We start from the raw sequence: 26,109 nt of genomic DNA on the forward strand, positions 1-26,109 counted from the left end.
AATGTCCGACAAGCAAAGAAAGTCGAAGTAAGTTGAACTTTCATTTTGGAGGAGGTTTTTTCATGAGAAACGAAGATATGAGCAGATATAAAGTATGGCGCGCTAAATGGAAAAGAAGAGTGAATATGGAGAATTTAGCGATATATGGAATTACAACATTAGTCATGGCCATCTTGCCTATTCTGGCCCACATGAGTTAAATCGATATAAAGGACCGCCATTTGGCGGTCCTTTATATGTTAAAAGTTGGCATAAAAAGATATAATAAAAAAAAGGAAAGGAGAGATATTTATGAGCATTATCGAAGAAAAGAAAATCGTATCTTACATAAAAGAGTTAGTATCAATACCCAGTCCCTCCGGCTATACGGAGCAAGTCATTAAATATGCGGCCGAATTCATGGAACGGAGGCAGGTCCCTTACAAGATCACGAATAAAGGAGCATTACTTGCTTCATTAAAAGGCGAAGATGATGGCAAACATCGTTTGCTGACTGCCCATGTCGATACACTAGGGGCCATGGTAAAGGAAATTAAGTCAAATGGCCGCCTTAAATTGACGATGATCGGTGGTTTCCGCTGGAATTCAGTGGAAGGGGAGTATTGTAAAATCCATACGGCTGATGGGGCGATTATCACCGGTACCATTTTAATCAATCAGACCTCTGTCCATGTATATAAAAATGCCGGGGATGCCAAGCGTGATGATGAGACAATTGAAGTCCGTATCGATGCAGTCGTGAAAACCAAGGCGGAAACGGAGGCCATTGGCATTTCAGTTGGAGATTTTGTCTCCTTTGAACCGAGAGTGGAAATGACAGATGCAGGCTTTTTGAAATCAAGGCATTTGGATGATAAAGCTAGCGTTGGCATCCTCCTTCATATCATTGACCTCATTTCCGCAGGAAAGATAAAATTGGCATATACGACCCATTTCCTGATTTCCAACAATGAAGAAATCGGCTATGGCGGTAATTCCAATATCCCAGAGAAAACAGTCGAATATTTAGCCGTCGATATGGGTGCGATCGGTGATGGACAATCGACGGATGAATATAGCGTTTCCATTTGTGCTAAAGACTCCTCAGGCCCTTATCATTATAAATTGCGTCAGCATCTTGTCACACTTGCCCAAGCGAATGCTGTCGACTACCGTGTCGATATTTATCCGTATTATGGATCGGACGCTTCCGCTGCGATCCGGGCAGGGTATGATGTCGTGCATGGTCTAATCGGACCGGGGATTGATGCTTCCCATGCCTTCGAGAGAACACATATCTCCTCATTAAAGCATACAGCCAATCTGATTTTGCATTATATACAATCAGAGTTGGTGTAATCGTGAAAAAAGCCCGCACTCAAGTCATATGAGTGCGGGTTTTAAACTGGCTTTTATAGCGATAGTTTTATTTTATGTGAGTTTCGCACATATACTCGTGAATTTCGCGCATTTACTCGTGAATTTCACGCATTTACTCGTGAGTTTCGCACATTTACTCGTGAATGCCAAATAATAATTTTTTATAATGTTAACTCTTGTGGAGGTTGACCATTGTTGTTCATCAACCGGATGCTTTCAGGCTTAATTTGAAGGATTAAATAATTTGGATCGTTTGGACTGTCAAACCAATTTTCAAATGACTCATTCCATAATTTATCTTTTAATTCCTGTGAATCGTTAATTTTCGAGGTACCTGAGATTTCTAAGTAAGAATCGCCTAATCCTTCATTTTCATAACCAATCAGGATATGAACATTTGGATTCTTTTCAATTTCATCAATTTTTTCCGTATTTGCATTCGTTGGCGTATATAAAGTTAATTCTTCATTAAAAAATGTCATATAGCGTGAATGTGGTTTGTTATTTTCTACAGATGATAAAACTCCTATTTTATGATCACGGATGATGTTCAATACTTTTTCTTTTAATTGGTTTTGGCTCATCTTTGCACACTCCTTTTATTTTTTACTCTATTACTTTTCCTCTCTTTTCATTAAGTTAAACAAAATTCTGCTGTTTGCCATTTTTATGAATGAAGACTTAGACAAGTTGCCATACTAGTCATTATGTGTTCTGTATAGAGCAACTTAATGATTCTTAATCCATTTGTAAAGGTGAGTATGAGGAATGAATTGTGGTGAATTACTTATCATTGGCGGGGCAGAGGATAAGTGCCTTGAAGGTGAAGTATTAAATAAATTTGTCGAGCTTGCAAACCGTTCAGATGGCGGAATAGGAATATTGCCTACAGCGAGTGAAATTCCTGAGGAAGTGAGTACCGGGTATATCAAGATTTTCAGGGATTTAGGCGTGGACAGGGTGGAAGTGATCAAGCTGGATTCAAGGCAGGATGCAGACGATCCGGAGATTTGTAAACAGCTGATATCCTTTTCTGCCATCTTCATTACTGGAGGAAACCAAAGCCGGTTATCTGAGAGGATTGGAAAATCAAAATTCCATCATGCCCTTTCTAATGCCTGGCATAAAGGAATGGTGATAGCAGGGACAAGTGCTGGCGCCTCCATTTTAGGTAAGCATATGATCGTTGCTGCTGACACGATGCTGAATGATAATAAGTTAAAGGTAGAGATTGGGATAGGTTTCGGCTTCCTTGACGACCTGATAATTGACCAACATTTTTCCCAGCGTGGCCGCTTTGACCGTCTGTTAAGTGCGATAGCAGGGAATAAAGAAATTATGGGTATTGGCATTGATGAAAATACAGCAATTTTAGTTAAAGAAGGATATTTTGAAGTATTTGGCCAACATCAAGTATTAGTTCTTGATGGCAGAAACAGTGATTATATCAATATCACATCTTCCGATAATGGCAGTGAAGAGTTGACTCTCTCGGGATTTAATCTTCATGCACTTACCAGGGGATACCGCTTTGACCTGCTTACCAGGAAATTGTTGATGAAAAAGGGGATCCAACCATGATTATCAATCGAGTCCGTTATTTAAAAGGGCCCAATTATTTTGCTTATACACCAACGATTTGCATTGAATTGGATATAGGGGAATTGGAAGAGAAACCATCTGATTCGATTCCTGGATTCAATGAAAAATTATTGAGGACGCTCCCGAACTTGGGAAGCCATACATGTTCAAAAGGGTATCGAGGCGGTTTTGCTGAAAGGCTTAGAAAAGGTACATGGATGGGACATATTTTAGAGCATATGACGATTGAGCTTCAAAACTTAGCTGGAATTGATGCCATTCGGGGAAAAACGGTAATGATGGAAAAGAAGGGTCATTATTATGTAACCTTCGACTATAAGGAGCCTCAGTCAGGTCTTCAAGCTTTTTTAGCAGCAAAAGATATCGTGGAAGCCATCCTGAATGGTGAAAACCTTATAAATGTACAATTTTATGTAAAACAAATAGAGCAGCTATATTATAAAAATAAACTGGGGCCTAGTACAGAAGCCATTTTTAAGGCTGCGCAGGCAAAAGATATCCCTGTCGAGCGAATGGGTGATGAAAGTTTACTACGTATAGGAACAGGTTCAAGGCAAAAGTATGTCCAGGCGACAATTTCTAGCCAGACTTCGAATATTGCCGTGGAGAATTCATGTGATAAATCATTGACCAAATCTATATTAAAAGGGTGTGGCCTTTCTGTACCTGAAGGGGATATTGCCCATTCCATTGAAGAAATCTTTACCACAGCGGACAAGCTGGGTTTTCCACTGGTTATAAAACCGTATAACGGTAGACAGGGAGAGGGTGTCATCACCCATATTAAAAATAAGGATGAACTATTCAATGTAGTCAATTGTTTGGAGTCGCATGTGGAGAAGTACATTGTCGAACGACATATTGAAGGACATGATTACAGGATATTGATAGTAAATGGAGAACTTATAGCCGCTAGTTTAAGGCTTCCTCCCTATGTTATTGGAAACGGTAAGGAAACGATACGCAAGTTGATAGAAAAGGAAAATCGTAATGCATTGCGTGGAGAAGGTCATGAAAAACCGATGTCAAAAATCCCCCTTACACATACCGTTACGTGTTATTTGGAAAAATCGAACCGGACACTGGATACAATTCCGAATCAAGGAGAAGTGGTTCAAGTAGTCGGCAATGCAAATCTTTCGACTGGTGGAAAGGCAATAGATGTTACGGACCAGGTCCATCCAACCATTAAGAATATGGCACGTGCTGCCGCAAAAGCAATCGGTTTGGATATAGCCGGAATAGACTTGATCTGTGAGGATATCTCAAAATCAATCGAACATTCACGGACTGCGATAATCGAGGTGAACGCTGCACCGGGAATTCGAATGCATCACTATCCGAGTGAAGGGAAAAAAAGGGATGTAGGCAAAGCCATTATCGATTATTTATTTCCGACACGGGAAGAGGCGGCGATACCGATCATCGCGGTGACCGGAACAAATGGAAAAACGACAACGACCCGATTGGTTCATTATTTTCTTTCAAATGAAAATACGAAGGTAGGAATGACGAATTCCGATGGAGTATATATCGGCGATAAGGTATTGGATCAAGGTGATTGCAGTGGCCCGGTCAGTGCAAAAATGGTATTGGCACATCCTGAAGTTGATGTAGCTGTATTAGAAACGGCACGGGGCGGGATTCTGCGTGAAGGTCTGGCATTTCGTCAGTGTGATGTTGGCATCATTACAAATGTTAGTGAGGATCACCTCGGCCGTGATGGAATTGAAACATTGGATGATCTCATAAAATTAAAGAGGCTGGTAGCCGAAATCGTTCAAAAAACAGGCTATTGTGTGCTGAATGCAGATGATCCGAATGTAGCTGCCATGGAAGCTTTTACAGATGGGGAAGTGATTTTTACTTCTACAGATGCCACCCAGCCTCAGGTGAAGGCCGCCATTAAGGGAGGATGTAAAGTTTGGTTTGTCAATGAACAAGGTATGATCTGCCATTCATCAGAAGGTGTCATTTCTCAGTTTATGGATTGCTCGATGATTCCAATAACGATTTCCGGCAATGCACGTCATAATATCGCCAATTTACTTCAGGCGTTAGCCGCAGCCCAAACCCAAGGCATATCCATGGAAGAACTAAGAAGGAAGGCTGTCACGTTTATGCCTGATACGAATTTGTCCAAAGGGCGTTTCAATTTAAAAAAGTTGAATGATCGAACGATCATCATTGACTATGCCCATAATGAAGCAGGATTAAAGGCCATATTCGAAACGGTCAGTGCCTATAACAAAAATCGTCTTATCACTGTTTTGGCAGGGCCGGGGGACCGCATTGATGAAGAGCTCATCAGACTATCCAAGGTGGCGGCAATGAATTCTGATCTGTTCATCATTAAAGAAGACGATGATTTGCGGGGAAGGGAGCCTCTCGAAGTAGCGCGGCTACTTAAGGAAGCTGCGGTAGAAGCAGGGTTACATAAAGATCAGGCATTTATCGTTCTTAATGAATTGGACGCATTCGTAAAAGCTTGGGAAACATCACAACCTGGTGATCTATTATTGTTCTTCTACACGGATTTTGAATATGTAGAACGGTTTTTCGAAAAAGTTGCGACAAATCCATTGCCAAAAAAATAAAAGAAAGTGCATTATCAGGGCGAAATAATCTGGAATCAAAATGATATCAAAAGCTAATTTTCAGTACCATTATAACATTTGAAAGCCATGCCTCCCATTTTCATGAAAGGGAAGCATGGCCTTTGCACTTATTTATTAGCGTTAATCCATAGGATGCCAGTCGCTTTTTGTGTTGTGATATTTCCATGACCATCTGCAGCTTTTACTTCCACAACGGCACCAGGTGCCTTTACATTCGCTGTTGCAGTATAGTAGCCAACATAATGTCCTGAAGATGTTTCTTTCATCGGCAATTCAGTTGCATTTGCGATGCTCCTTGCATTTGTCAAAGGCATCAGTATCGAGAAACTGGTTGTTAGTCCGGGTTCACTGTCAAATTCGATTTTGACCGATTCGCCGCTTTTCAAGATCTTATCCTCTTTCGGCAATAAATCAGTTATTTCCGGGGCGATATACTTTGCATCGATCGAGACGGATTTTGTGCTTTTATTGCCTACCTTGTCCAGTGCGACTACCTTAATGTTATTGATACCTTCATTCAACATAAGTCGATAGGAAAAGGTTTTGTCTCTCACAGTAGCTTTCTGACCATTTACTTTGACATTATTAAGATTTTCATCCGAAATCGTACCTGTAACGATTACCGATTCACGGTTGGTTTTGGAACCGTCTGCAGGTGCAGTAATTGCAAGTTCCGGTTTAGCCGTATCCAATATCACTTTTACAGATGGTGAGGCCTCAGTAGAACCTTGACTAGTTCGAGCTTTTGCTGTCAAAGTATTTTCACCATTCCTTAATGTGACTGGAACAGTGAAGGTTCCTGTTTCAGTTGAGTCAGTACTTGCTACTTTCTCACCTTTGTTAAAGATATCTACCTTTGTTGTAGGTGCGGATATACCTTCAACTGTTACTTCTTTTTGATTCGAATACGCATTGTCTTTAGGAGAGGTAATTACAGGTTCCTTCACTTCGTAATTGACAGTTGCACGAATCATGTAGTTTCCTTCCTCAGTTGGTGATTTCGACCATGAACCATCGACACCCTGCCAGCTTCGTCCTGCATTGGGTCCATCTTCATCTGTACCTAATCCTGGAGCATTCGGATTGGCCTTCGATTGGGTATAAACAATAAAGAAATCACCCTCAACCATGATTCCATGCTCGCTCAGATCAATATGTGTCCATTGACCGTCACGCAACGCAGTCTTATTGAAAGGACCTGCGATTTTTTTACCTGGCGATCCTTCTGTTCCTGAAGCATCATATACAGAAACTTGGAATTCAGTCCCGCCCGGAACAGGCCATGTGGTATCCCAGAAGCGTAAGAGAGCGCCGGTTACATTTGCCGATTTATTTCCCGAAGCTAGCGACATCTTTACTGCCCAGCTGTTTCCTGCCGCATTATAGGCACGGGCATTTTCTGCTGTTCCGTCGTCATATTTAATCTCATCTGGGTACCCGATGAACGGTTTCAGTTCAATATCTTTCGTGGAGTTATTACCGTCCGAAATTGTTACTGATGCTTCATTGCCGTAATAAGAAGGAGCCATGACTTTCAAGGTGTATTTACCTTCATAAGCAGTTAAGGAGTATTCACCCTTTGAATTTGTGGTAACCGGTTTAATGGCAGCATCTTCAAGAAGGTAAACTGTAGCACCAGAAACTGGTTCACCAGAAATTTTGTTGGTAATTGTACCGTTGATTGTACCTTTGGGAATTTCTTGAAGTATAAAGTTCGCAGTTGATATGTCATCCTGTTCTACGTTGACTCTTGCTGTTTGCGATAGATACCCATAAGTTTCTGCTTGCAAAGTGTATGAACCTGATGCATGTGTTAGTTGGTAGGAACCATCTTGTGGGTTTGTATACACAGATCTTCCTGTTTCTAAAACACTGACCTGGGCCTGCAATGGAAGAAGTAATGGAGCAGGCTGTGCTTTTTTAGGGTCACTTTTCACTTTTTCCGCAATGGGCTTAATTTTATCAGGATCAACTTTCGGTTTGGCTGAAACGGAAGAGTCAGACTTGTTTATACCTAATCCTGTTTTAGCTTTTGCAGACGGTTGAAGGGCAGTATCAGCCAATTTAACATCATCAATATACCAGCCAGGTTTTTGGACTGAACCATCAGATGTTACATTAAAGGCAATATAGATTCGTTCTCCAGCATATTGGCTAAGGTTTACTTCACCATCAATCCAACTATTTGACTTATCGTTAAAACGAGCTGCTTGAACCCAGTTCGTTCCATCTTTAGAGATAAATAAATGGGCGAAATCATAATTCTTTTCAAGTTCGTACCAATGTTTAAATTGTAAATAGCTTGTCCCTTCTGGAACATCGATTGGAGGCATTTGCAGACTCATGTTGGCACCATTGGAATAGTTTCCAGCAAGATTTGTTGCATAAACCTTTTGACCGGAAGATGCAGAACCTGGTCCGCTGGACGGAACGCCCCAATCCCAGTCATTATTCGTGCCAAATGAGCTCCATCCAGTTGTTGGTTTCTCTTCGAAATCCTCTGTATAACCTAATCCAATTCCAGGCAAAAGATCGATGGTATAATCACCTGTAGCTGTCTCTGAACCACCGAAGTCTATAGCGGTCCATTTATAAACGATGGTATCGTCCGTCAACTCCGAACCCGGAATAGTAGCCTCAAACGTTCCCGATTTATGGTCACCGTCAGATCTTTCACCTTTGATTTCAGCCCAAGTACCATCGGCTTTTTGATAGCTAAGGGTAACGGAAGTGACACTTACATTATCAGACACTTCAGCCTGAAGCGATAGATTCATTTTTTTATACGACTTTTCTGGTGCTTGATGCGAAATGACAGCTGCTTCTGAGTCATCTCCAGACTTGGTTACTTTTCCTTCAATTTTCCCAAGTCCGCTTACAACTGATGAAACTGCATCAAATGCATTTACAAGGCCATAGCCATAGGCATGGTTGGGCGTTACTGGATAATTATTGTCTGTCAATGGAGTAGCAGTTGTTAGTAAGATTTCCTCAAGTTGGTCAACTGTTAAGCTGGCATTTGTTTGTCTTAATAGAGCAGCGACCGCTGAAATGTGAGGACCTGCCATAGATGTCCCGTTCCATCCGCCTTCATATGAACCGCCAGGAACGGCAGAACGAATGTTGACGCCTGGTGCAGAAATATCCGGTTTAATTTCTCCGTAGGGTGATGGTCCGCGTAAGGAAAAACTGCCGACTTTATTGTTTAGGTCGGTTGCTCCAGTGGCAAATGCCTCTGGATAGTTCGCTGGATTCGCTACTGAACCAGCACCGCCTGGATTTGATAATGTAGTGTTTCCTGCAGAAAATTCCGGGAATATCTCTGCAGCTTTCCAGGCTTGTACCATTGGACGGTACCACTCATCGAGACCTGCTCCGCCCCCCCAAGAGTTATTGACAACATCAGGTGCTTTCTCAGGATGGGGATTTCCAGAAGCATCTTTCGGAGCGATAACCCATTCTCCTGCCTCTAATAAATCTATGTCTGACCCGCCATCTTCAGAAAACGCTTTAACGGAAATGAATGTGGCACCTGGGGCAACCCCGATTTGATTTGCACCATTTGGTTCAGAACCTACCATCGTACCGATTGTATGTGTTCCATGACCCAAGTCATCATAGGGAGCGGCTTGTCCGCTAACTGCATCAAACCAATTATATTCATTGTTTGGCACGTCTGGATTGGCAGGATTATACCCGCGATACTTTGTTTTGAGTGCTGGATGGTTCCACTGAACTCCTGTATCGATAGAAGCGATAACCGTACCCGCACCATCAATGCCCATATTCCAGACAGCAGGTGCTCCGATTTTTTCGATATTCCATTCAATTCCTGCAGTACCGGCCCGTTTATTGCTGGCTTTTGAAGTTGCAGTTTTGCTTGCCGGCTGAATGAGCTGCCTCTTTTCATTTGGCATGATTCTTTCCACTTCGGGAAAGAGGGCGATTTGCTTCATGACATCTTTTGTAGCAGTCACAGCAATCGCATTAACAATGTAAAAGGATTGAAAATTGGTCGCCTTACCGGCTTTTTCTTGCTTATCTAAGTACTTTTTAATTGGTGTTTGAGTTTTAAGAGCTGTAGCACGAAGCTCAGAGACTACACTTGATCGTTTAAGTAACTTTGAATTATTTGCAGATAATTTTTGTGATTTTGCTGTTTTTGCAGCTTTTGAGGATATGTCCTTGGTGTCCACTTGTTCTTTGAATTTAACGAGAAATGTCACCTTTTCGTTTTTTTCATATTGGGAAAGTACTTTTGCGGCGATTTTCTTTTGATTCTTTCCCGATAATTCATCTTTAGCGGAAGTATGAAGTTTATTAGATGCTGCTGTGATGGAGCTTGTCGGCAGAATGATCGATCCAATAAGCATGATCGTGAATAATAAACCTAACCATTTTCTTTTGTTTTGCAAGTTTTTTCCCCCTATTCCATTTTCAAAGAACAAAAAGCGACCAGCCTATACCCAATTTCCCCTCCTTTCTAAATAATTGGCCACTATGTAGAACCATGTTAATGATAACCAATAAACATATGAAAAAAATGTCATATTTTGGAATTAAAAATGCTATTTCGTGAAAATGAACATATTGTAGGAAGAGTGTGTGTGGAAAAATAAGGGAAAATACCTCTGATTTGAAAAGAGAACGGAAGGAATATAAAAAAAACATGCTATTCTACGGGTGTCGAAAGGACTCTTTTTTATTTCAAAAATAAAAATGGTAATAAAGGTTCAAAATGCCTTGTTTATAATTTGTTATATAGACGGCAATCTTTACTCGAGACATGTCAGTGAATGGAAAGTCCTTGAATGAAAAAAAAGCTAATCCAATTTGGATTAGCTTTTTTTCATAACCGTTTCATTCTTCGTAGGCACATTGGCATGATCTTTTTTATAAACTCGTTGCAGCACGATGGACTGAACAATCATGAATAAACCTCCGATTGACCAATACAGTGGCAATGCTGCAGGAGCGGAGAAAGAAATGAATAAAATCATCACTGGTGAGAGCAGGCTCATCACCTTCATTTGTTTCTGCTGTTCTTCCGGCATTTGTCTCATGGAAAGGACTGATTGGAAATAATAGATGACACCAGCGATAATCGCCATGGCAATATTCGGCTGGCCAAGGCTGAACCAAAGGAAATTATGGGTCGCAATTTCATGGGAACCTTGAATCGCATAATAAAAGCCCATTAGAATCGGCATTTGGATTAAAAGCGGCAGACAGCCCATATTTAGCGGATTGACTCCGTGCTTTTGGTATAGCTGCATCATTTCCTGTTGCAGGGCCTTTTGTTTAACTGGATCCTTAGTCTCTTTAATTTTCTGCTGGATTGCTGCCATTTCTGGTTTCAGCCCATTCATCTTCGTTTTCATGCTGAGCTGTGTTTTATATTGCTTGGCAGTCAGTGGAAGCAAGACTAGACGGATGAGAAATGTCATCATAATGATACTTAAACCATAGTTACCATTAAATATATCAGCATTGAATTCAAGCATTTTTGTCATGGGGTTAACCAATGCTGTATGAAATGGGCCGCTCGTTGCTGCAGAGCATCCTGTCAAAAGGGTCGTAGCTAAAAATAGGACGGTAATTAGTAACATGCTTTTCTTCTTCAAAATAATTCCTCCTCGAATTGTAAGTGGTTAAACAACAATAAGGAGGCTTGGTTCATCTGAATCATCGAGTGAATCCTTTTGCTTTTGCCGGATAAATGTGAAAAAGCGCTGTGCACCCCGCCAGTCAAAAATGCTGCATGCTTGAACAGGGGATTTACCTTTATCTGAGTGAATCGAAGCTTGATATTTATCATTCAAAAGCGATTGCTTTTTATTTAAGAAGTAAAACGCAGCCAGTGGAAAGACAAAGGTCAATAAGTAACCTGCCCATACCGCATGACGAACGGTCTGATAATCGAATTCTAATAATAATTCCCACATAGGAATCCCTCGTTTTTTCTAAGATAAAAAAATTTAGTTCCGCTGGCCTCCACGTTGATTTAGGGGCCAGGAATGACTATCTTGATTTAATGAGTTTAAATCATTAAGAACACTATATCAAATTTTAGTGCATGAAAGCTAAAAAATATAGGGTTATTTTCAAAAAATACACAGGGAATATTTTCTGGAATATTAATTTGACATTAAACGTCTTGCAGAATCCAGATCGTGAATGTAATTCGAGCGAAGATTGCACAAATGGCATTCGTCTACATATGGATAAAAGGAAGTTCAAATATGAGGTGAAGAAGTATAAAACCGACCGATACAATCGACCAAAATAACGGTACCGAAAACTCCGTGGCAGGTAAAAGATGGAGACGAAGCCACCAGCGATGGGCCTATTATGGAACGGACGCGCATGAAATATCATCATTTCAATGTTTTAAAAAACCAATCCGCATGAGGGATTGGTTTTTTATTTTTTAATTCATTCAAAGTTTCAATCCAAAAAATAATCAGGAAAATCGGAGATGATACCATCTAACTTCATCTTTTTGAAAATGTGTATTTGTTTTTTATTGTTGACGGTCCATGTATACACTTTCATTCCGTGCTCCTGGATGCGCATTTGCAGCTTAGGACTCATAATCGTTTGCTTTGGATTCAAAAATGATGCAAACTCTGCAATCTCTTTTAATTTTTGGTCATTAATTCGCCGTTTTATCAAAACGCCAACTTGTATGTCCGGCATTAGCTGATGAAACCTTTTCATGGATTCCAAATCGAACGAATGAACCATAACCCTATTATTCCCTGATGAATATTCTTGGATCTTTCCTAATTCTTCAGCAAGTTTCTTTTCAATGCCGGGATAAGAAGATGGATGTTTTATTTCGATTAAGATTCCAACTTCAGACCCGAAATTCTCCAATACCTCACTAAGTAAGGGGATCTTTTCGTTTTTATAACGAGTATGATACCAGCTCCCTGCATCCAATCCCTTTAATTCGGCCGCCGTATAATCACGGAGGTTTCCTTTGCCGCTTGTGGTTCGATCCAGTGTGGGATCATGATGAACCACAATTACACCATCTTTACTAAGATGAATATCCACTTCTAGGAAATCAGCTCCCAATTCAATTGCTTTATTAAAAGATGCCATTGTATTCTCGGGGCAATATCCAGATGCACCGCGATGTCCTATCTTAAGGGGGGAATGCTGCATAATGGAGTTCTCAGGGAATTCACTCTTTGTTCTTTTAGAGTAGAGAACGAACAAGACAAGTATGGTAACTAAGATAATAAGTAAAAATGCAATCACCGTTCACACTCCTTTTAGACACATTAATTATAAAAATCTTCGTTATCCTTTACCTTAACTTAAATAAAATAAAAGAAATTTGCAATTTGGCAGCCTCATTTCATAATTTTATATGTTAGATAGGAAAAAAACATGTTTAACACAATCCAGACTTAAGAGGATTTATTGGAAAGGTATGGAATACATATAATTTAAGTATCAATAAAGGGGGAAAGCTGATGGAATTGCAGGTGAAACCGAAGTCTAAAAAGTGGAAGGGGAATTTTGGTTTATATTTTTCCCTGCCCATTATCTCATGGGCCTTATACGATTTTGCCAATACGATTTTTTCTTCTAATATCAATACGATTTTCTTTCCATTCTTCCTCCAGGAACAGATAGGGGAAAATGCTGTCCTAGATCAGATAGCCAGTACCTTCATCTCCTACGCAAATGCGATTGCCAGTTTGTTTCTTGTTTTGTTTTCCCCGCTGTTCGGGGTCATGATCGATAGAACGGGAAAAATGAAAAAATACATTATGATTTTCACACTCATTTCTGTTGCAAGTACATTTTTAATGGGGATTTTTGGAGGGATTTCATTCGATGGGAAGTTTCTTGGCATCCCAATTTCCTTAGTGATCGTCATTCTTTTATTTGTAATCGCAAAGTTTTTCTATCATTCAAGTCTTGTTTTCTATGATACGATGATGAGTGATTTAGGCACGAAACAGCAATTGCCGCTTATATCAGGCTTTGGAGTGGCGGTAGGCTACCTTGGAACGTTAGTGGGACTGTCGATCTATCCATTCATAAGTAAAGGGAGTTCACATGAAGCCTTTATGCCTACGGCCATTTTATTTTTGGTTTTTTCGCTTCCCTTATTCTTTTTTTTAAAAGAGACCCCAAAACAGCAAAAAGCCAAACAACCTTTTTTATCCGGTTATAAGGAAATTAAATCAACATTCAAAGAGATGCAATCCTATCGATCGGTTTTTACATTCATGATTGCTTATTTCTTTTTAAACGATGCAATTGCGACCACTATTGGCATGATGGCCGTATATGCCAAGACTGTTGTCGGATTTTCTTCAAGCGGGTTCATTTTGCTTTACTTGGTATCGACAGTATCGAGTATTGCCGGATCGTTTCTGTTTGGATACATCACACAGTCGAAGGGATCGCGGATAGCTGTGACATATGTGGGAATTCTGCTCTTGGTCGCTTTATTTATTGCGGTCTTTGCCCAAACCGCTCTTTGGTTCTGGATTGCAGGAAGTATGTTCGGCATTTCGCTGGGGTCGATGTGGGTTACATCACGGACATATATAATTGAATTGACCCCGGATGAGAAGAGGGGCCAATTTTTTGGGCTATTTGCATTCTCTGGAAAAGTATCTTCAATAATCGGTCCGCTTTTATATGGAACGATTACGTTGGTTTTCCATGACCTCGGTACATTGGCGAGCCGGATGGCATTAGGGTCACTGATTATCATGGCGGTTATTGGTCTGGGCTTTCTTTTGAAAATGAAGGGTTTGGAAGAAGTGAAATAAGGAAAAGGGAATGGAGCGGGCCCATTCCCTTCCTAATCTTTATACCAAAATCAAGGTGACATCAATGTTCCCACGAGTTGCTTTTGAATAGGGGCAGATCATGTGGGATTTTTTGACAAAGTCTTCGGCTTCTGCTCTGCTTAAGTCAGGAATTGAAACATCCAACCTTACAGCCAATTTAAAGCCACCGTCTTCCTCATCTTTACCGATCGTGACATTTGCCGTCACGGAAGTATCGACTTCTTGCTTTTCTTTTTGCAGAACAAGATTCAAGGCACTGTCAAAACACGCAGCATAACCGGCTGCAAATAATTGTTCAGGGTTTGTAGCTCTTTCACCGGAACCACCCAATTCCTTAGGTGACCTCACATCAAAATCCAGAATTCCATCCTCTGATTTAACATGTCCTTCACGACCACCGTGTACGGTAACAGTAGCTGTATATAATGGTTTCAATAAAAACAACTCCTTTGTATATTCTTACTATCATTAGTTCCCGCCTTTAAGTCTTATTAAACAAAATAAAGGGGGTTTATAGGAGTGCATTGCTTGAATTTTGGTTATTAATTGGTTTTAAATTGGAAGAAATTGTTTTATAATGAACTGTATTAGAAGGTGTAATACACCCAATGTTCAAGGAGGGTTGATGATGTTTGAGTTGGATGTACAAAGCAGAAAGCCGATATATGAGCAATTGATGGATAAGTTTAAGGAACTAATGATCAATGAAGTTTTACAGGCACATAATCAGCTCCCATCCATTCGAATATTGGCTCAGGAATTGACCATCAATCCAAATACAATCCAAAAAGCATACAAGCAGCTTGAATTCGACGGGTATATTTATACTTTACCAGGAAAAGGGAATTTTGTAGCACCTCCTAAATCTTTGAAAAATTCATTGAATGAAGAAAAGATCAGAAATGAGCTTGCAAAGGTTCTCGCTGAAGCTCTGTATATCGGGATAGATAAACATGAAATTTATAGATTAGTAAAAGAAATCAGTCCATTGGCAAAGGGGGGAGATTCATGATTGAAATAAAACAGGTGAGTAAATTATATGAGGGAAAAGAAGCAATCAAGAACGTCACCTTGGTCATACCAAAAGGCTCCATATTCGGGTTATTAGGTTCCAATGGAGCGGGGAAAACGACTCTATTAAAAATGCTTTCAGGCAATCTGATACAGGATTCCGGTGAAGTCTTTATTGATCGATCATTTGTGTTTGAAAACCGTGAAGTGAAAAATCGTTGTTTCTTCCTCCCTGATACGCCATATTTCCTGGCTAACTATACGATCATGCAAATGGCAGGTTTTTATAGCCATATTTATAGTGATTGGAATCAAGAACGTTTTTACCAATTACAGGAAGTTTTCTCGATGCCTTTCCAATTTAAAATACATAAACTATCAAAGGGTATGCAGAGACAGGTTGCTTTTTGGCTCGCACTCTCGACGATGCCGGAAGTTCTCATCCTAGATGAACCGTTTGATGGGTTAGATCCGGTCATGCGTAAAATTGTGAGACAGTTGTTGATTCAGGATGTCTCGGAAAGGGATATGACGGTATTAATATCGTCTCATAATCTCCGGGAAATTGAAGATTTAGCTGACCATGTAGGGATATTGCATAAGGGAGAGCTTGTTATCCAAAAGGATTTGGACGACTTAAAAGCAGATGTACATAAAGTGCAAATTGCCTTTAAACATAAAATCCCCCATGGTTTATACCGTGGAATTCAAATTCTTAACAAGGAAAGGCGCGGCAGTGTGATCGTTTGCATTGTTAAAGGTGCAGAATCCGTGATTAAATCGCACTTTAATCAATTTCAGCCTGAAATATTCGATATTCTCCCCCTTACTCTAGAGGAGATATTCATTTATGAAATGGGGGATATAGGTTATGTCATCCAGAATAACCTGGTTTAATGAAGAATTGATTATCTATATTTTCAGAAGCACTGGCTGGATTGGCTTCCTATACTTCGTCGGCCTAATATTTGCACTGCCACTGGAAATGTTAACGATTATTTTGAATGAGAATAATGAATATGTTGAGTTCGAAAACCTTTTTTCCAGTCAGCAGATGATTCAATATGTCTTGGTCATCGTTATTCCAGTATTATTTGCCATCTTCCTCTTTCGGTTTTTACAGATGAAACAAGCTTCCGATTTTATTCATAGTTTACCGATTACTAGACGAAACATCTTTTTTCATATGATTGGGACGGGAATGGGCTTCATAGTTTTGCCTATTTTACTTACAGGTTCAATCTTGATATTATTCCACTCTGCAATAGACATAGAAAGGCTTTATACCATTCCGGATATTTGGTCCTGGATGGGGATTACATTTATTTTGGAAGCTTTGATCTTTTCTGTTGCCGTTTTAATTGGAATGGTGACGGGATTATCGGCCTTGCAAGGCTTGCTGACATATATTTTTCTAGCTTTGCCGGTGGGATTGTTTGTCTTGTTTGCAGCCAATGTGAAGTTTTTGATAGCAGGATTTTCTGCAGATTATTATCTTAGTGCCAATATGAATGCCATTTCACCCTTATTAGCTGCAACGGAGATGGAAAAAATCACTTTTTTCTCAGTTGATATATTAATCTACAGTATATTGACCCTTCTTTTTCTGCTTAGTTCTCTTTTTCTATATGAGAGGAGAAAGCTGGAGCATGTATCGCAGGCATTTGTTTTCCCTAAGATAAAGCCATTATTTAAATTCGGACTGACTCTATGCATGATGCTGCTGACAGGGCTTTATTTTAGCGGAACGACAGGCAAACCAGGCTGGATTTTCTTCGGATATATCGTTGGTTCTTTGCTTGGATATTATTTAGGGGAAATCGTCCTGCAAAAGACTTGGCGAATACGGCTCAACCTGAAAGGTTATACAGCATTCACAGTGTTTATTATTGTTCTGGCGCTTATTTTAAAAATAGACCCCATTCAATATATGTCCAAGATCCCTGATGAAAAGATGATTAACCAAATATATATTGGCGATGCTCCTTTATTTTTTGATGATGACACGTTGGATCATGCACCCACTTATCTTAAAGAGAAGGAAAATAAAGAAGCGATCAGGTTATTGCATCAGCAAATTATCGAAAAGGGAAAAAAAGTTTCAATTGGTGAATTGGATGATGGAAAATCCATATTTCTGATGTATGAACTCAAGAATGGAAGACGGTTAGCGAGGGAGTATCATTTGCAAAACTATGACTTATACCTTCCGCTTTTGGCGAAAATTTATGAATCGAGTGAATATAAAAAAACGGTTAATGAGTTATTGAATGTTTCCGCTGAAGACGTTTCTAAAATCAAGATAACGGCGATCGGACAAGTGGAAAAATCAGTAACGATTACAGATGGTCAACAGCTGGACGAAGCAGTGCAGGCTTTGTCGGAGGACCTGAATAATCAGTCGTTCACCCAAATGACATCCTCATTTGGTGAATACGCTTCCATTGACATTCTTTTGAATAATAATAAAATCATTTATCTGAATTGGGACTCTTCTTATACTCAGTTTTCAAAATGGATGGAAAATTCCGGACAAGCGGAAGAAGCGCGGTTAATGGCTGATGATATCTCTTATATTCTGGTTGCAAAGACGGATCCGAAAATTTATAATTCGAATTCTGAAAGTAAACTTGTACAACAGATTGAACAAAAGCCGAATCGCATGAAAATTAACACGTCTCCGGAAATCAATTTGGCCATTGATAATGCCCAAATCGATTGGGGCGGAGAGTATTCAGCTGCCTTTTATTATAAAGATAGCAGAGATGTGGATATCAAGAGTTTTTCTGGCGAACATGTTCCCGGCTTTATTTTGGATCATTTTAACGAATGAGTGACAAGGTGAACAAAGATATGCCGCCTGTACACTGTGAATGAAAGGAATAAAATATAAAAGGATGCCGCCCTACTACGGGCGACATCCTTTTGCAATGCATAAGACTTATTTTTGTGTTACTTTACTTTAAAGTTTTACGACGTTTTTAGCCTGAGGTCCGCGGTTTCCTTCTTCGATCTCGAATTCAACCTCTTGACCTTCATCAAGGCTCTTGAAACCCTCTCCCTGAATGGCGGAAAAATGTACGAATACATCATCTTCGTTTGGTACCTCGATAAATCCAAATCCTTTGTCGCTATTGAACCATTTTACTTTACCTGTTACTGTCATTCGATGAATCCTCCTAAAAAGTTAAAAAATATTAATGGTGATGATTTTACCTGGATGGGAAAATCAATTCACACATTATCAAGCATCCACATTCCAGTTAAAGTATCATACGAAGATGCTTGATAATGTGTGAAAGCCTAAAGTAAAAATTAACCCACTAACCTCTGGAGCAATTTCCAGTTTTTTAGTATATACCCACCTTTATAAAGGATAAAACAATGGAAGCAATTTATACATTCCCATTTAGGGAAAATAATATTAGGAAGGTTTTATAAGGGGAAGTATAACGGTATTGTCGTGCAGAATTCTCCTGGTTTGAAATTTGACGGGAATGCCATGACCAAAAGGAAAAGCCTTTATGGTTGAAATTAAAATAATCGGGTATAGGATAAGGAAGAAAGGACTGATGGATAAATGAAGAAATTATTAAAAAGGGCCCTCATATTTGCTGCTCCCATCATATTCAAAGAAGTAAAGAAACGATGGAAAAACAAACGGAATCAAAAAGCGATAAAAACAGCAAGGTAAGTTGGAAAAACAATGAAATAATGAACGATAATCATAAGAATTCGGGTAAGGGGCGCTGATTAAGCGTCTTTTGTTTTGCTATCTGAACAAATCCTTTTATAGTGTTCCATTCACCTCTACATCTTTCCTTCATATCGTGTTAAAATAGTAAGGTTGATTGAAATGAATGCCGAGTAGCCAAGGCTTAAGCCTTATGATATATTGCTTCTTACATATATTGTGTATGATCAGGATCTTTGCTGCATACAAAGAAAGGTTGCCATTCCAATGTAAAAATTACGATAAATCCCCTATATATTTTTTATTGATGACTCCAATAATGAAAGGAACATTTTATGACTACATTAAAAGACGAGGTTCACTCTCGAAGGACCTTCGCAATCATCTCTCACCCGGATGCCGGGAAAACGACTTTAACAGAAAAATTATTGCTGTTTGGTGGTGCGATTCGTGATGCCGGAACAGTTAAAGCAAGAAAAACAGGGAAATATGCTACAAGTGACTGGATGGAGATAGAGAAGCAACGGGGAATTTCCGTTACATCCTCAGTCATGCAATTTGATTATGATGATTTCCGTGTTAATATTCTCGATACACCAGGTCACCAAGACTTCAGTGAAGACACATATCGTACACTGATGGCTGTTGATAGCGCCGTGATGATCATCGACTCGGCAAAAGGGATCGAGGATCAGACGGTTAAATTATTCAAAGTATGCCGGATGAGGGGTATCCCGATTTTCACTTTTATCAATAAAATGGACCGACAAGGTAAAATGCCGCTCGAATTGCTTGCCGAACTTGAAGAGGTATTGGGGATTGAAACATACCCGATGAACTGGCCGATTGGAATGGGAAAAGACTTCGTGGGTATTTACGATAGGTTCAATAATCGGATTGAACAATTCAAAACTGAAGGGGATGAGCGTTTCCTTCCGTTGAATGACGAAGGTGAACTCGAAGTGGATCATAAACTTAAGGATTCCCAGTTATATGAGCAAACTTTGGAAGAAATCATGCTGTTGACGGAAGCGGGTAACCAATTCTCTGAAGAAAACATTGCGAATGGAAAACTTAGTCCCGTATTTTTCGGAAGTGCTTTAACGACATTCGGTGTTCAGACGTTTTTGGATGCTTATCTGAAATTTGCACCAGCCCCACAAGCACGGATGACAACATCAGGTGAAATGAGTCCTGTCAGTAATGATTTTTCCGGCTTCATTTTCAAGATACAGGCGAATATGAATCCGAAACACCGTGATCGGATTGCTTTCCTTCGTATCTGCTCCGGTAAATTCGAGCGTGGAATGAGTGTCAACTTGAGCAGGACAGGGAAACCAATCAACCTTTCTTCATCTACTCAATTCATGGCAGATGATCGGAACACCGTAAACGAAGCCGTAAGCGGGGATATCATCGGTTTATATGATACCGGGAACTACCAAATCGGCGATACGATTACAACAAGCAAAGACATGTTCCAGTTTGAAAGGCTACCGCAGTTTACACCGGAACTATTCATGAGGGTAACAGCTAAAAACGTCATGAAACAGAAACATTTCCATAAAGGAATTAACCAACTTGTACAAGAAGGGGCAATTCAGCTCTTCAAAACGGTTCGGATGGAAGAATACCTGCTTGGTGCGGTTGGGCAACTTCAATTTGAAGTATTCGAGCATCGAATGAGGAATGAGTACAATGTTGAAGTCTTGATGGAGCGCATGGGCAGTAAGATCACACGTTGGGCTGAAGATGAAAAGCTGGATGAAAATCTTCATAGCACAAGAAGCATTCTTGTTAAAGACCGGTTTGATAAATATGCATTTTTATTTGAAAACGAATTTGCACTTCGTTGGTTCCAAGATAAAAATCCTGACGTGGAATTATATAATCCAATGGATTTGAAATAATGGAGAGGCCCGTGTAATATACACGGGTCAGTTTGTAGACAAAAGGGGTTCGGAATTAAAAAATTCCGAACCCCTTTTTGAGATTCCCTTTGAATTTTTGCCTGAAGTTAAGAGATTGGGGCTCTACGAGCCCACTATGTTAGGCCATTTTTGGACCTCGCCATGTCCAATTGGCCATCTTCTTTAAATTAATGGCAGCGTAAGTAAGCATCGCCTGCATCGACAATTTTTTAAGTACCCTTAAAGTTGTCCAACGCATACCATGCTTTTCTTTTGCATCTGCGAATACACACTCAATCGTTTCTTTACGTTTCGCATATATAGTTTTTACATCTTGATGATGACGCAGATGATCTGCTTCTTCCACATGTGTTTGCCAAATATGCCGTGTCACCACTTTTTGATGGTCTTTGCTTTCTGTACACTGAGATAAAAATGAGCATGTCGCACAAGTGTGTTTGGGTGATTTATACTCGCGATAGCCCTCTTTATTGGTTGTTGAGTACTTTAATAGCTCTCCCGAAGGACAAAGGTAACCATCAAAATGTTCATCGTATACATAGTCCTGTTTGCGGAAAAATCCTTCTTTGGTGCGAGGACGTGTATAAGGTAAAGCCGGTATGATTTCTTTGTTAAATAGGTAGCTTGTAATCGCTGGTGTTTTATAAGCTGCATCTGCGGCAACGGCTTCCGGTTTTCCAACTTTCTCAATCACTTGTTCAACTAGTGGCTCTAAGATCTGACTGTCATGTATATTTCCAGGTGTTACAATCGTTCCCAATACAAAACCGTTGCGGTCTGCGGCCGCGTGGAATGAATAGGCAAACTGTTTTGTTCGTTCATCTTTCACATAGTAGCCACTCTCAGAATCCGTTGTTTTCCATGGTTTTCACGATCTTGATTGATTTCTTCTTGAAGACGCCCTTGATACGCTCGTGTTTCTTTACGAACGATTTTCTTTTCAAATTTCCGTTTATTCGCACTGGCTTTCACATGTGTGGAATCCACGAAAACGTGTTCAGCACTTATTAACTTTTTATTAGCAGCTGTCATTAAAATGCGATAGAAAATCTGTTCAAACAGGTCTGTATCTTTAAAGCGTCGCTCATAATTTTTCCCGAACGTGGAGTAGGAGGTACTTTATCATGGAAACCATAGCCTAAGAACCAACGGTAAGCCATATTGGTTTCAACTTCTTCAATCGTTTTACGCATGGAACGAATACCGAAGGTATATTGAATCAATGTCAGTTTAACTAAAATAACTGGATCAATACTTGGGCGTCCTACCTCTGAATACATCTCTTTCACCAAGTCATAAATGAAAGTGAAGTCAATGGCAGCCTCCATTTTACGAACCAAATGGTTCGGTGGCACCAGTTGATCTAACGTAATCATTTCAAGTTGATCTCGCTGAATAGAATCATGTTTAGAAAGCATCCTCATCACCTCAAGTTTTAATACTTCTATTTTAAAAACAAAAATGACTCCAGGCAAAAGTGTTTATCTAAAAGGTAAGACAAAGTTGATTGGAGCGGGTGTTCGAGACTCCTGCGGGAAAAGCGCGTCTAGGGGAGACCCCGCAGGCGAAAGCCGAGGAGGCTCCCCGACCGCCCGCGGAAATCGAGGTGCCTTACGTTCCAATCAACGGCCAAATTGTACAACTCATAAAAAATAGACAAACTCGATTTTCCTCGAGTTTGTCTACAGTCTGGCCCGTGTAATATACACGGGTTTTTTCATTATCTGGAGCATTGTTTAAATATCGAAAGGTTTTTTTGATAGTATCTTAAACATGTTTCCGGGGCTATATTTACCTGTTATAATGTGAAATTACCTATAGAGCGAATTTATGGAGGAACTTCATAATCAATCAGGCTTCGACTTAACTTGGTACATTGGAACAGAAATCCCTGACATTTGGGTTGTATATCATTTTAATCAATAGTTTAACTGGAAAACATCTGATAGTGGAAGTTGTTCAGCTTGTAGAATAAGGTCCCTTTTAGGGTCTAAATCTGCAAGCTTTTTTTGTGTAATCCAAAAAAAACAGATTCCAGATAAAAGTAATATAAACAATAAAGACTGATGTTATATATACATAAGTAGGATTTGCATGTATTTTCGATTTATAGGTTTCAATTGCCCCGTCTACATCCGCACTGATGTCTACAATTACTAATCTTTTTTCATAATCATTAACATATCTCTAGTAATTAAATGATCTTTTCTATGTTTAGGCCATTTTACACAATTGATGACTAAGTCTAAACCTTGAGTACTGTCTTAATACATTTTTGATTTGAAATCTGTTGAAAATGCGGAATTTTAATCATTACCCCCTGTTTTAAACATGTCGACTTTAGATAAACGGAAACAGGGAGATAGAAGATGTTAGACAGCTGAATTTATGAAAATTAAATAGTAACTAATTGGAAAGGTTAAAAGAAAAGCGTAGTAACTTTTAGCATGGTAAGAATTGCTGGGATATTCCGCGAAACTTTTTAGAACTGCATATTGCTAATAGAAAATTTGTGGCTTTAACCCTGGTGCAGGAGGAGAATAGCAAAATAACTTATATTGAACTACCGAGGTATGCATTTAAATCCAAGTAATTGAATTAAATCAATTGGCTACCTTTTTGGAACTTGATAAAGTACCGAATAATTTGTGATGTAGGCAAAATGAACATACTTAACATAAAAAGTATCTTCCTTAAAGTTAATAGAGTTTTTAGACCAAAGAGGTGTGTAGCAGTGAAAAAAGGGAAATGGAGTCTACAGTTTACTATTATGATACTGGTGTGTGGGGTAGTAGCCCTATCATTATTTATTACAGATATTCTTATTAGCCAAACAGTAGCGGATACAATAGAGAAGAGCCAGACTGAAAAAGCAGTAAACGTAGCACGCATGGCAGCACAAACGCCGCTTGTAATCGAAGCGTTAAGTGGAAGTGGGAACAATCAGGAAGTTCAGCAATTTACTAATAGGATAAAAAAATCGACAGATGTAGAATTTGTAGTAATAATCGATAATAATGGAATCCGGAAAACTCACCCCGATCCAAGTAAAATAGGAAAAAAATTTGTTGGGGGGGATGAGAAAGATGTATTACGAGGTAGAGAGCACATATCTATTTCTAAAGGAACTTTAGGCAGGTCATTGCGTTCTTTCACCCCTGTTTATGATTCAGAGGATAATCAAATTGGAGCCGTGGTGGTCGGTATTTCTCTTCAAAAAGTTAATGATGCTGTTTTAAAAAGCCGTTTTAATATTTATGTGGGAACCGTTTTTGGAATATTAACCGGAATTGCCGGGGCAATACTTTTGGCAAGGTATATTAAGAAAATATTATTTGGGCTGGAACCTTTTGCTATTGCGAAGGTTTTAAAAGAGCGAAACGCCATTTTACAATCAGTTCGGGAGGGAATTATAGCGGTAGATCAGAGTTCAACCATTACTCTCATAAACAAAGCAGCTTTAAAGATATTTAAAAAAGCGGGCATTAATGAAAATCCAACGGGTAAAAAGGTAACTGGTTACATGCCTGACTCAAACCTGGATAGAATCCTGGAGACCGGCAAGGCCGAATTGGATAAAGAGCAGGATTTAAACGATAGTGTCTTACTAGTGAATAGGGTACCAGTATTTGTGAAGGATGAAATCGTAGGTGCCGTGGCTACATTTCGTGATAAAACAGAAATACATCTGCTGGCGGAACAGCTGACTGGAGTCCGTTTATATGCTGAATCGTTAAGGGCCCAGTCGCACGAATTCATGAACAAACTTCATGTAATACTTGGTATGGTGCATATGCATTATTATGATCAGCTTGCAGCATATATTAGTGATCTTGTTGACCACAGAGAGAACGAGATTGGCTTTATTACCAAAACCGTTAAAGATCCAGTACTAGCCGGTTTTTTAATTGGAAAACTAAGTTATGCCAGGGAAGCAGGTGCTAAGCTGGCATTATCCTCTGACTTTCAATTGCCAGAACCAGAAAATGCATCTATTACTCATGAGCTAATTACGATAATAGGAAATTTGATTGACAATGCTATAGAAGCAGTGGAAAAAAGGCCCGTTAAACGAATTGAATTAAAGTTTGATTATGCAGATGATATTTTAACTATTGAAGTTCATGATACTGGAAAGGGAATATCTGATGCCAATCTTAATCATATCCTTCTAAAAGGATTTACAACAAAAGGAGATGACAGGGGGATTGGTTTATATTTGGTTAAGGCAAGCCTGGATAAGCTAGGTGGAGATCTCGATATTAGTTCAAAAGAAGGTCAAGAAACAACGTTTGTGGTTTATATACCATACAAAAGCAAGGATGATGTAGGATGATTAAGGTAATGATCGTAGAAGATGACCCGATGGTTGCTGAGTTCAATAAGCGCTATTTGAATCAAGTCGATGGCTACGAATTAGCTGCTTACTGTTCCTCAGTGGATCAAGCTCTGAATGTATTGGAAAATCAAAGAATAGGGTTAGTTCTATTAGACATTTTCATGCCTGGGAAAAATGGACTCGATTTACTCTCACAAATTCGAGAAAGTGAAAAAGAGATAGATGTTATTGTCATTTCTGCTGCGTCGGACATTGAAAGGATTCAGAAAGCATTGAGACTAGGTGCTGTTGATTATTTAATTAAGCCGTTTGAATTTGAACGTTTTAACGCGGCCTTATCAGCATATCGGAACAAATCAGCTTTTATTCAAGATAAAAATATGCTTAATCAAGAAGAATTAGATTATCGAATATTGCATCAAGAAGAAAATCATTTACCAGAGGAATTACCGAAAGGATTAGCTCAAGATACCTTAAAGATTATATGGAATGTGATACGGGTATTTAAAAATGCTCCCTTTTCAACAGAGGAAGTCGCAAATGTGGCGGGTATATCCAGGGTATCAGTAAGGAAATATTTAAAATTCATGAAGGATATCGGGGTCCTTGATGTTAAGGTAATCTATGGAACGGTAGGCCGACCAGTCTCCCAACACAAATTTAATGATGACAAGAGCCATATTATTCAACGTTATCTGTAAGTAGCCAAATGGCTGCTTACTTTTTTTAA

At 39.4% G+C, this 26,109-nt stretch carries 18 protein-coding genes and 1 pseudogene; 11 read left to right on the forward strand and 8 right to left on the reverse strand.

Annotated features, from left to right (window positions below; all coding sequences use genetic code 11):
• The first annotated feature begins 62 nt into the window (after window positions 1–62).
• Together UP17_RS27385 and UP17_RS06520 are read left to right on the forward strand one after the other, a co-directional pair.
• A complete protein-coding gene (locus UP17_RS27385; RefSeq protein ID WP_155727262.1) occupies window positions 63–200 on the forward strand; it encodes a hypothetical protein in 138 nt (45 codons plus the stop codon).
• Between the two features lie 91 nt (window positions 201–291).
• Window positions 292–1,338 carry a M42 family metallopeptidase gene (locus UP17_RS06520; protein WP_061462193.1) on the forward strand — a complete coding sequence of 349 codons (1,047 nt, stop codon included), beginning with the start codon at window positions 292–294 and terminating at the stop codon, window positions 1,336–1,338.
• Between the two features lie 182 nt (window positions 1,339–1,520).
• On the opposite strand, the gene UP17_RS06525 is transcribed toward UP17_RS06520, so the two are convergent.
• On the reverse strand, window positions 1,521–1,943 hold the full coding sequence (locus UP17_RS06525; RefSeq protein ID WP_061462194.1) for a pyridoxamine 5'-phosphate oxidase family protein: 423 nt from the start codon (window positions 1,941–1,943) through the stop codon (window positions 1,521–1,523).
• 184 nt (window positions 1,944–2,127) lie between these two features.
• Between UP17_RS06525 and UP17_RS06530 the strand changes: the two genes are divergently transcribed.
• Both UP17_RS06530 and cphA read left to right on the forward strand, forming a co-directional pair.
• Entirely contained in the window at window positions 2,128–2,940 is an 813-nt protein-coding gene (locus UP17_RS06530) for a cyanophycinase (protein WP_061462195.1), read from the forward strand.
• Window positions 2,937–5,558 carry a cyanophycin synthetase gene (gene cphA, locus UP17_RS06535; RefSeq protein ID WP_061462196.1) on the forward strand — a complete coding sequence of 874 codons (2,622 nt, stop codon included), beginning with the start codon at window positions 2,937–2,939 and terminating at the stop codon, window positions 5,556–5,558. Before UP17_RS06530 ends, cphA begins: the two co-directional genes overlap by 4 nt.
• Window positions 5,559–5,686: 128 nt before the next feature.
• On the opposite strand, the gene UP17_RS06540 is transcribed toward cphA, so the two are convergent.
• The 4 genes from UP17_RS06540 to UP17_RS06555 all read right to left on the reverse strand — a co-directional run bounded on the left by UP17_RS06540 (window position 5,687) and on the right by UP17_RS06555 (window position 12,848).
• A complete protein-coding gene (locus UP17_RS06540) occupies window positions 5,687–9,952 on the reverse strand; it encodes a S8 family serine peptidase (protein ID WP_208857059.1) in 4,266 nt (1,421 codons plus the stop codon).
• A 465-nt stretch (window positions 9,953–10,417) separates the two neighbouring features.
• A complete protein-coding gene (gene yidC, locus UP17_RS06545; protein WP_250211766.1) occupies window positions 10,418–11,203 on the reverse strand; it encodes a membrane protein insertase YidC in 786 nt (261 codons plus the stop codon).
• A gap of 27 nt (window positions 11,204–11,230) precedes the next feature.
• Window positions 11,231–11,524 carry a hypothetical protein gene (locus UP17_RS06550; RefSeq protein ID WP_061462197.1) on the reverse strand — a complete coding sequence of 98 codons (294 nt, stop codon included), beginning with the start codon at window positions 11,522–11,524 and terminating at the stop codon, window positions 11,231–11,233.
• A gap of 502 nt (window positions 11,525–12,026) precedes the next feature.
• Entirely contained in the window at window positions 12,027–12,848 is an 822-nt protein-coding gene (locus tag UP17_RS06555) for a glycerophosphodiester phosphodiesterase (RefSeq protein ID WP_061462198.1), read from the reverse strand.
• A 218-nt stretch (window positions 12,849–13,066) separates the two neighbouring features.
• On the opposite strand from UP17_RS06555, the gene UP17_RS06560 reads away from it, so the two are divergent.
• Window positions 13,067–14,383: an MFS transporter gene (locus tag UP17_RS06560; protein ID WP_208857046.1), complete on the forward strand. Its 1,317-nt coding sequence runs from the start codon at window positions 13,067–13,069 to the stop codon at window positions 14,381–14,383.
• A 39-nt stretch (window positions 14,384–14,422) separates the two neighbouring features.
• Here UP17_RS06560 and UP17_RS06565 read toward each other — a convergent pair whose 3' ends face one another.
• Window positions 14,423–14,839 (reverse strand): organic hydroperoxide resistance protein, encoded by a 417-nt coding sequence (locus UP17_RS06565; protein ID WP_061462199.1) that lies wholly within the window; start codon window positions 14,837–14,839, stop codon window positions 14,423–14,425.
• Between the two features lie 193 nt (window positions 14,840–15,032).
• Here UP17_RS06565 and UP17_RS06570 point away from each other — a divergent pair, with 193 nt between their 5' ends.
• From UP17_RS06570 to UP17_RS06580, 3 genes are read left to right on the forward strand one after another with little or no spacing between them, the layout of a single operon-like run.
• A complete protein-coding gene (locus UP17_RS06570) occupies window positions 15,033–15,416 on the forward strand; it encodes a GntR family transcriptional regulator (protein WP_061462200.1) in 384 nt (127 codons plus the stop codon).
• Complete coding sequence (locus tag UP17_RS06575; protein WP_061462201.1) at window positions 15,413–16,312, forward strand: ABC transporter ATP-binding protein; 900 nt, start codon at window positions 15,413–15,415, stop codon at window positions 16,310–16,312. Before UP17_RS06570 ends, UP17_RS06575 begins: the two co-directional genes overlap by 4 nt.
• On the forward strand, window positions 16,287–18,248 hold the full coding sequence (locus tag UP17_RS06580) for a DUF6449 domain-containing protein (RefSeq protein WP_061462202.1): 1,962 nt from the start codon (window positions 16,287–16,289) through the stop codon (window positions 18,246–18,248). Before UP17_RS06575 ends, UP17_RS06580 begins: the two co-directional genes overlap by 26 nt.
• Before the next feature lie 129 nt (window positions 18,249–18,377).
• On the opposite strand, the gene UP17_RS06585 is transcribed toward UP17_RS06580, so the two are convergent.
• Window positions 18,378–18,581: a cold-shock protein gene (locus UP17_RS06585; RefSeq protein ID WP_061462203.1), complete on the reverse strand. Its 204-nt coding sequence runs from the start codon at window positions 18,579–18,581 to the stop codon at window positions 18,378–18,380.
• A gap of 863 nt (window positions 18,582–19,444) precedes the next feature.
• Between UP17_RS06585 and UP17_RS06590 the strand changes: the two genes are divergently transcribed.
• Window positions 19,445–21,019, forward strand: a complete 1,575-nt coding sequence (locus UP17_RS06590) for a peptide chain release factor 3 (protein ID WP_061462204.1) — start codon at window positions 19,445–19,447, stop codon at window positions 21,017–21,019.
• 139 nt (window positions 21,020–21,158) lie between these two features.
• On the opposite strand, the pseudogene UP17_RS06595 reads toward UP17_RS06590, so the two are convergent.
• Window positions 21,159–22,458: pseudogene (locus tag UP17_RS06595) on the reverse strand (transposase).
• A gap of 1,316 nt (window positions 22,459–23,774) precedes the next feature.
• On the opposite strand from UP17_RS06595, the gene dcuS reads away from it, so the two are divergent.
• Entirely contained in the window at window positions 23,775–25,376 is a 1,602-nt protein-coding gene (gene dcuS / locus UP17_RS06600) for a DcuS/MalK family sensor histidine kinase (protein ID WP_061462205.1), read from the forward strand.
• Entirely contained in the window at window positions 25,373–26,080 is a 708-nt protein-coding gene (locus UP17_RS06605) for a response regulator (RefSeq protein WP_061462206.1), read from the forward strand. Before dcuS ends, UP17_RS06605 begins: the two co-directional genes overlap by 4 nt.
• The last annotated feature ends 29 nt before the right edge of the window (window positions 26,081–26,109 follow it).

The sequence above is a fragment of the Peribacillus simplex genome, assembly GCF_001578185.1.
Classification (GTDB): Bacteria; Bacillota; Bacilli; order Bacillales; family DSM-1321; genus Peribacillus; species Peribacillus simplex_A.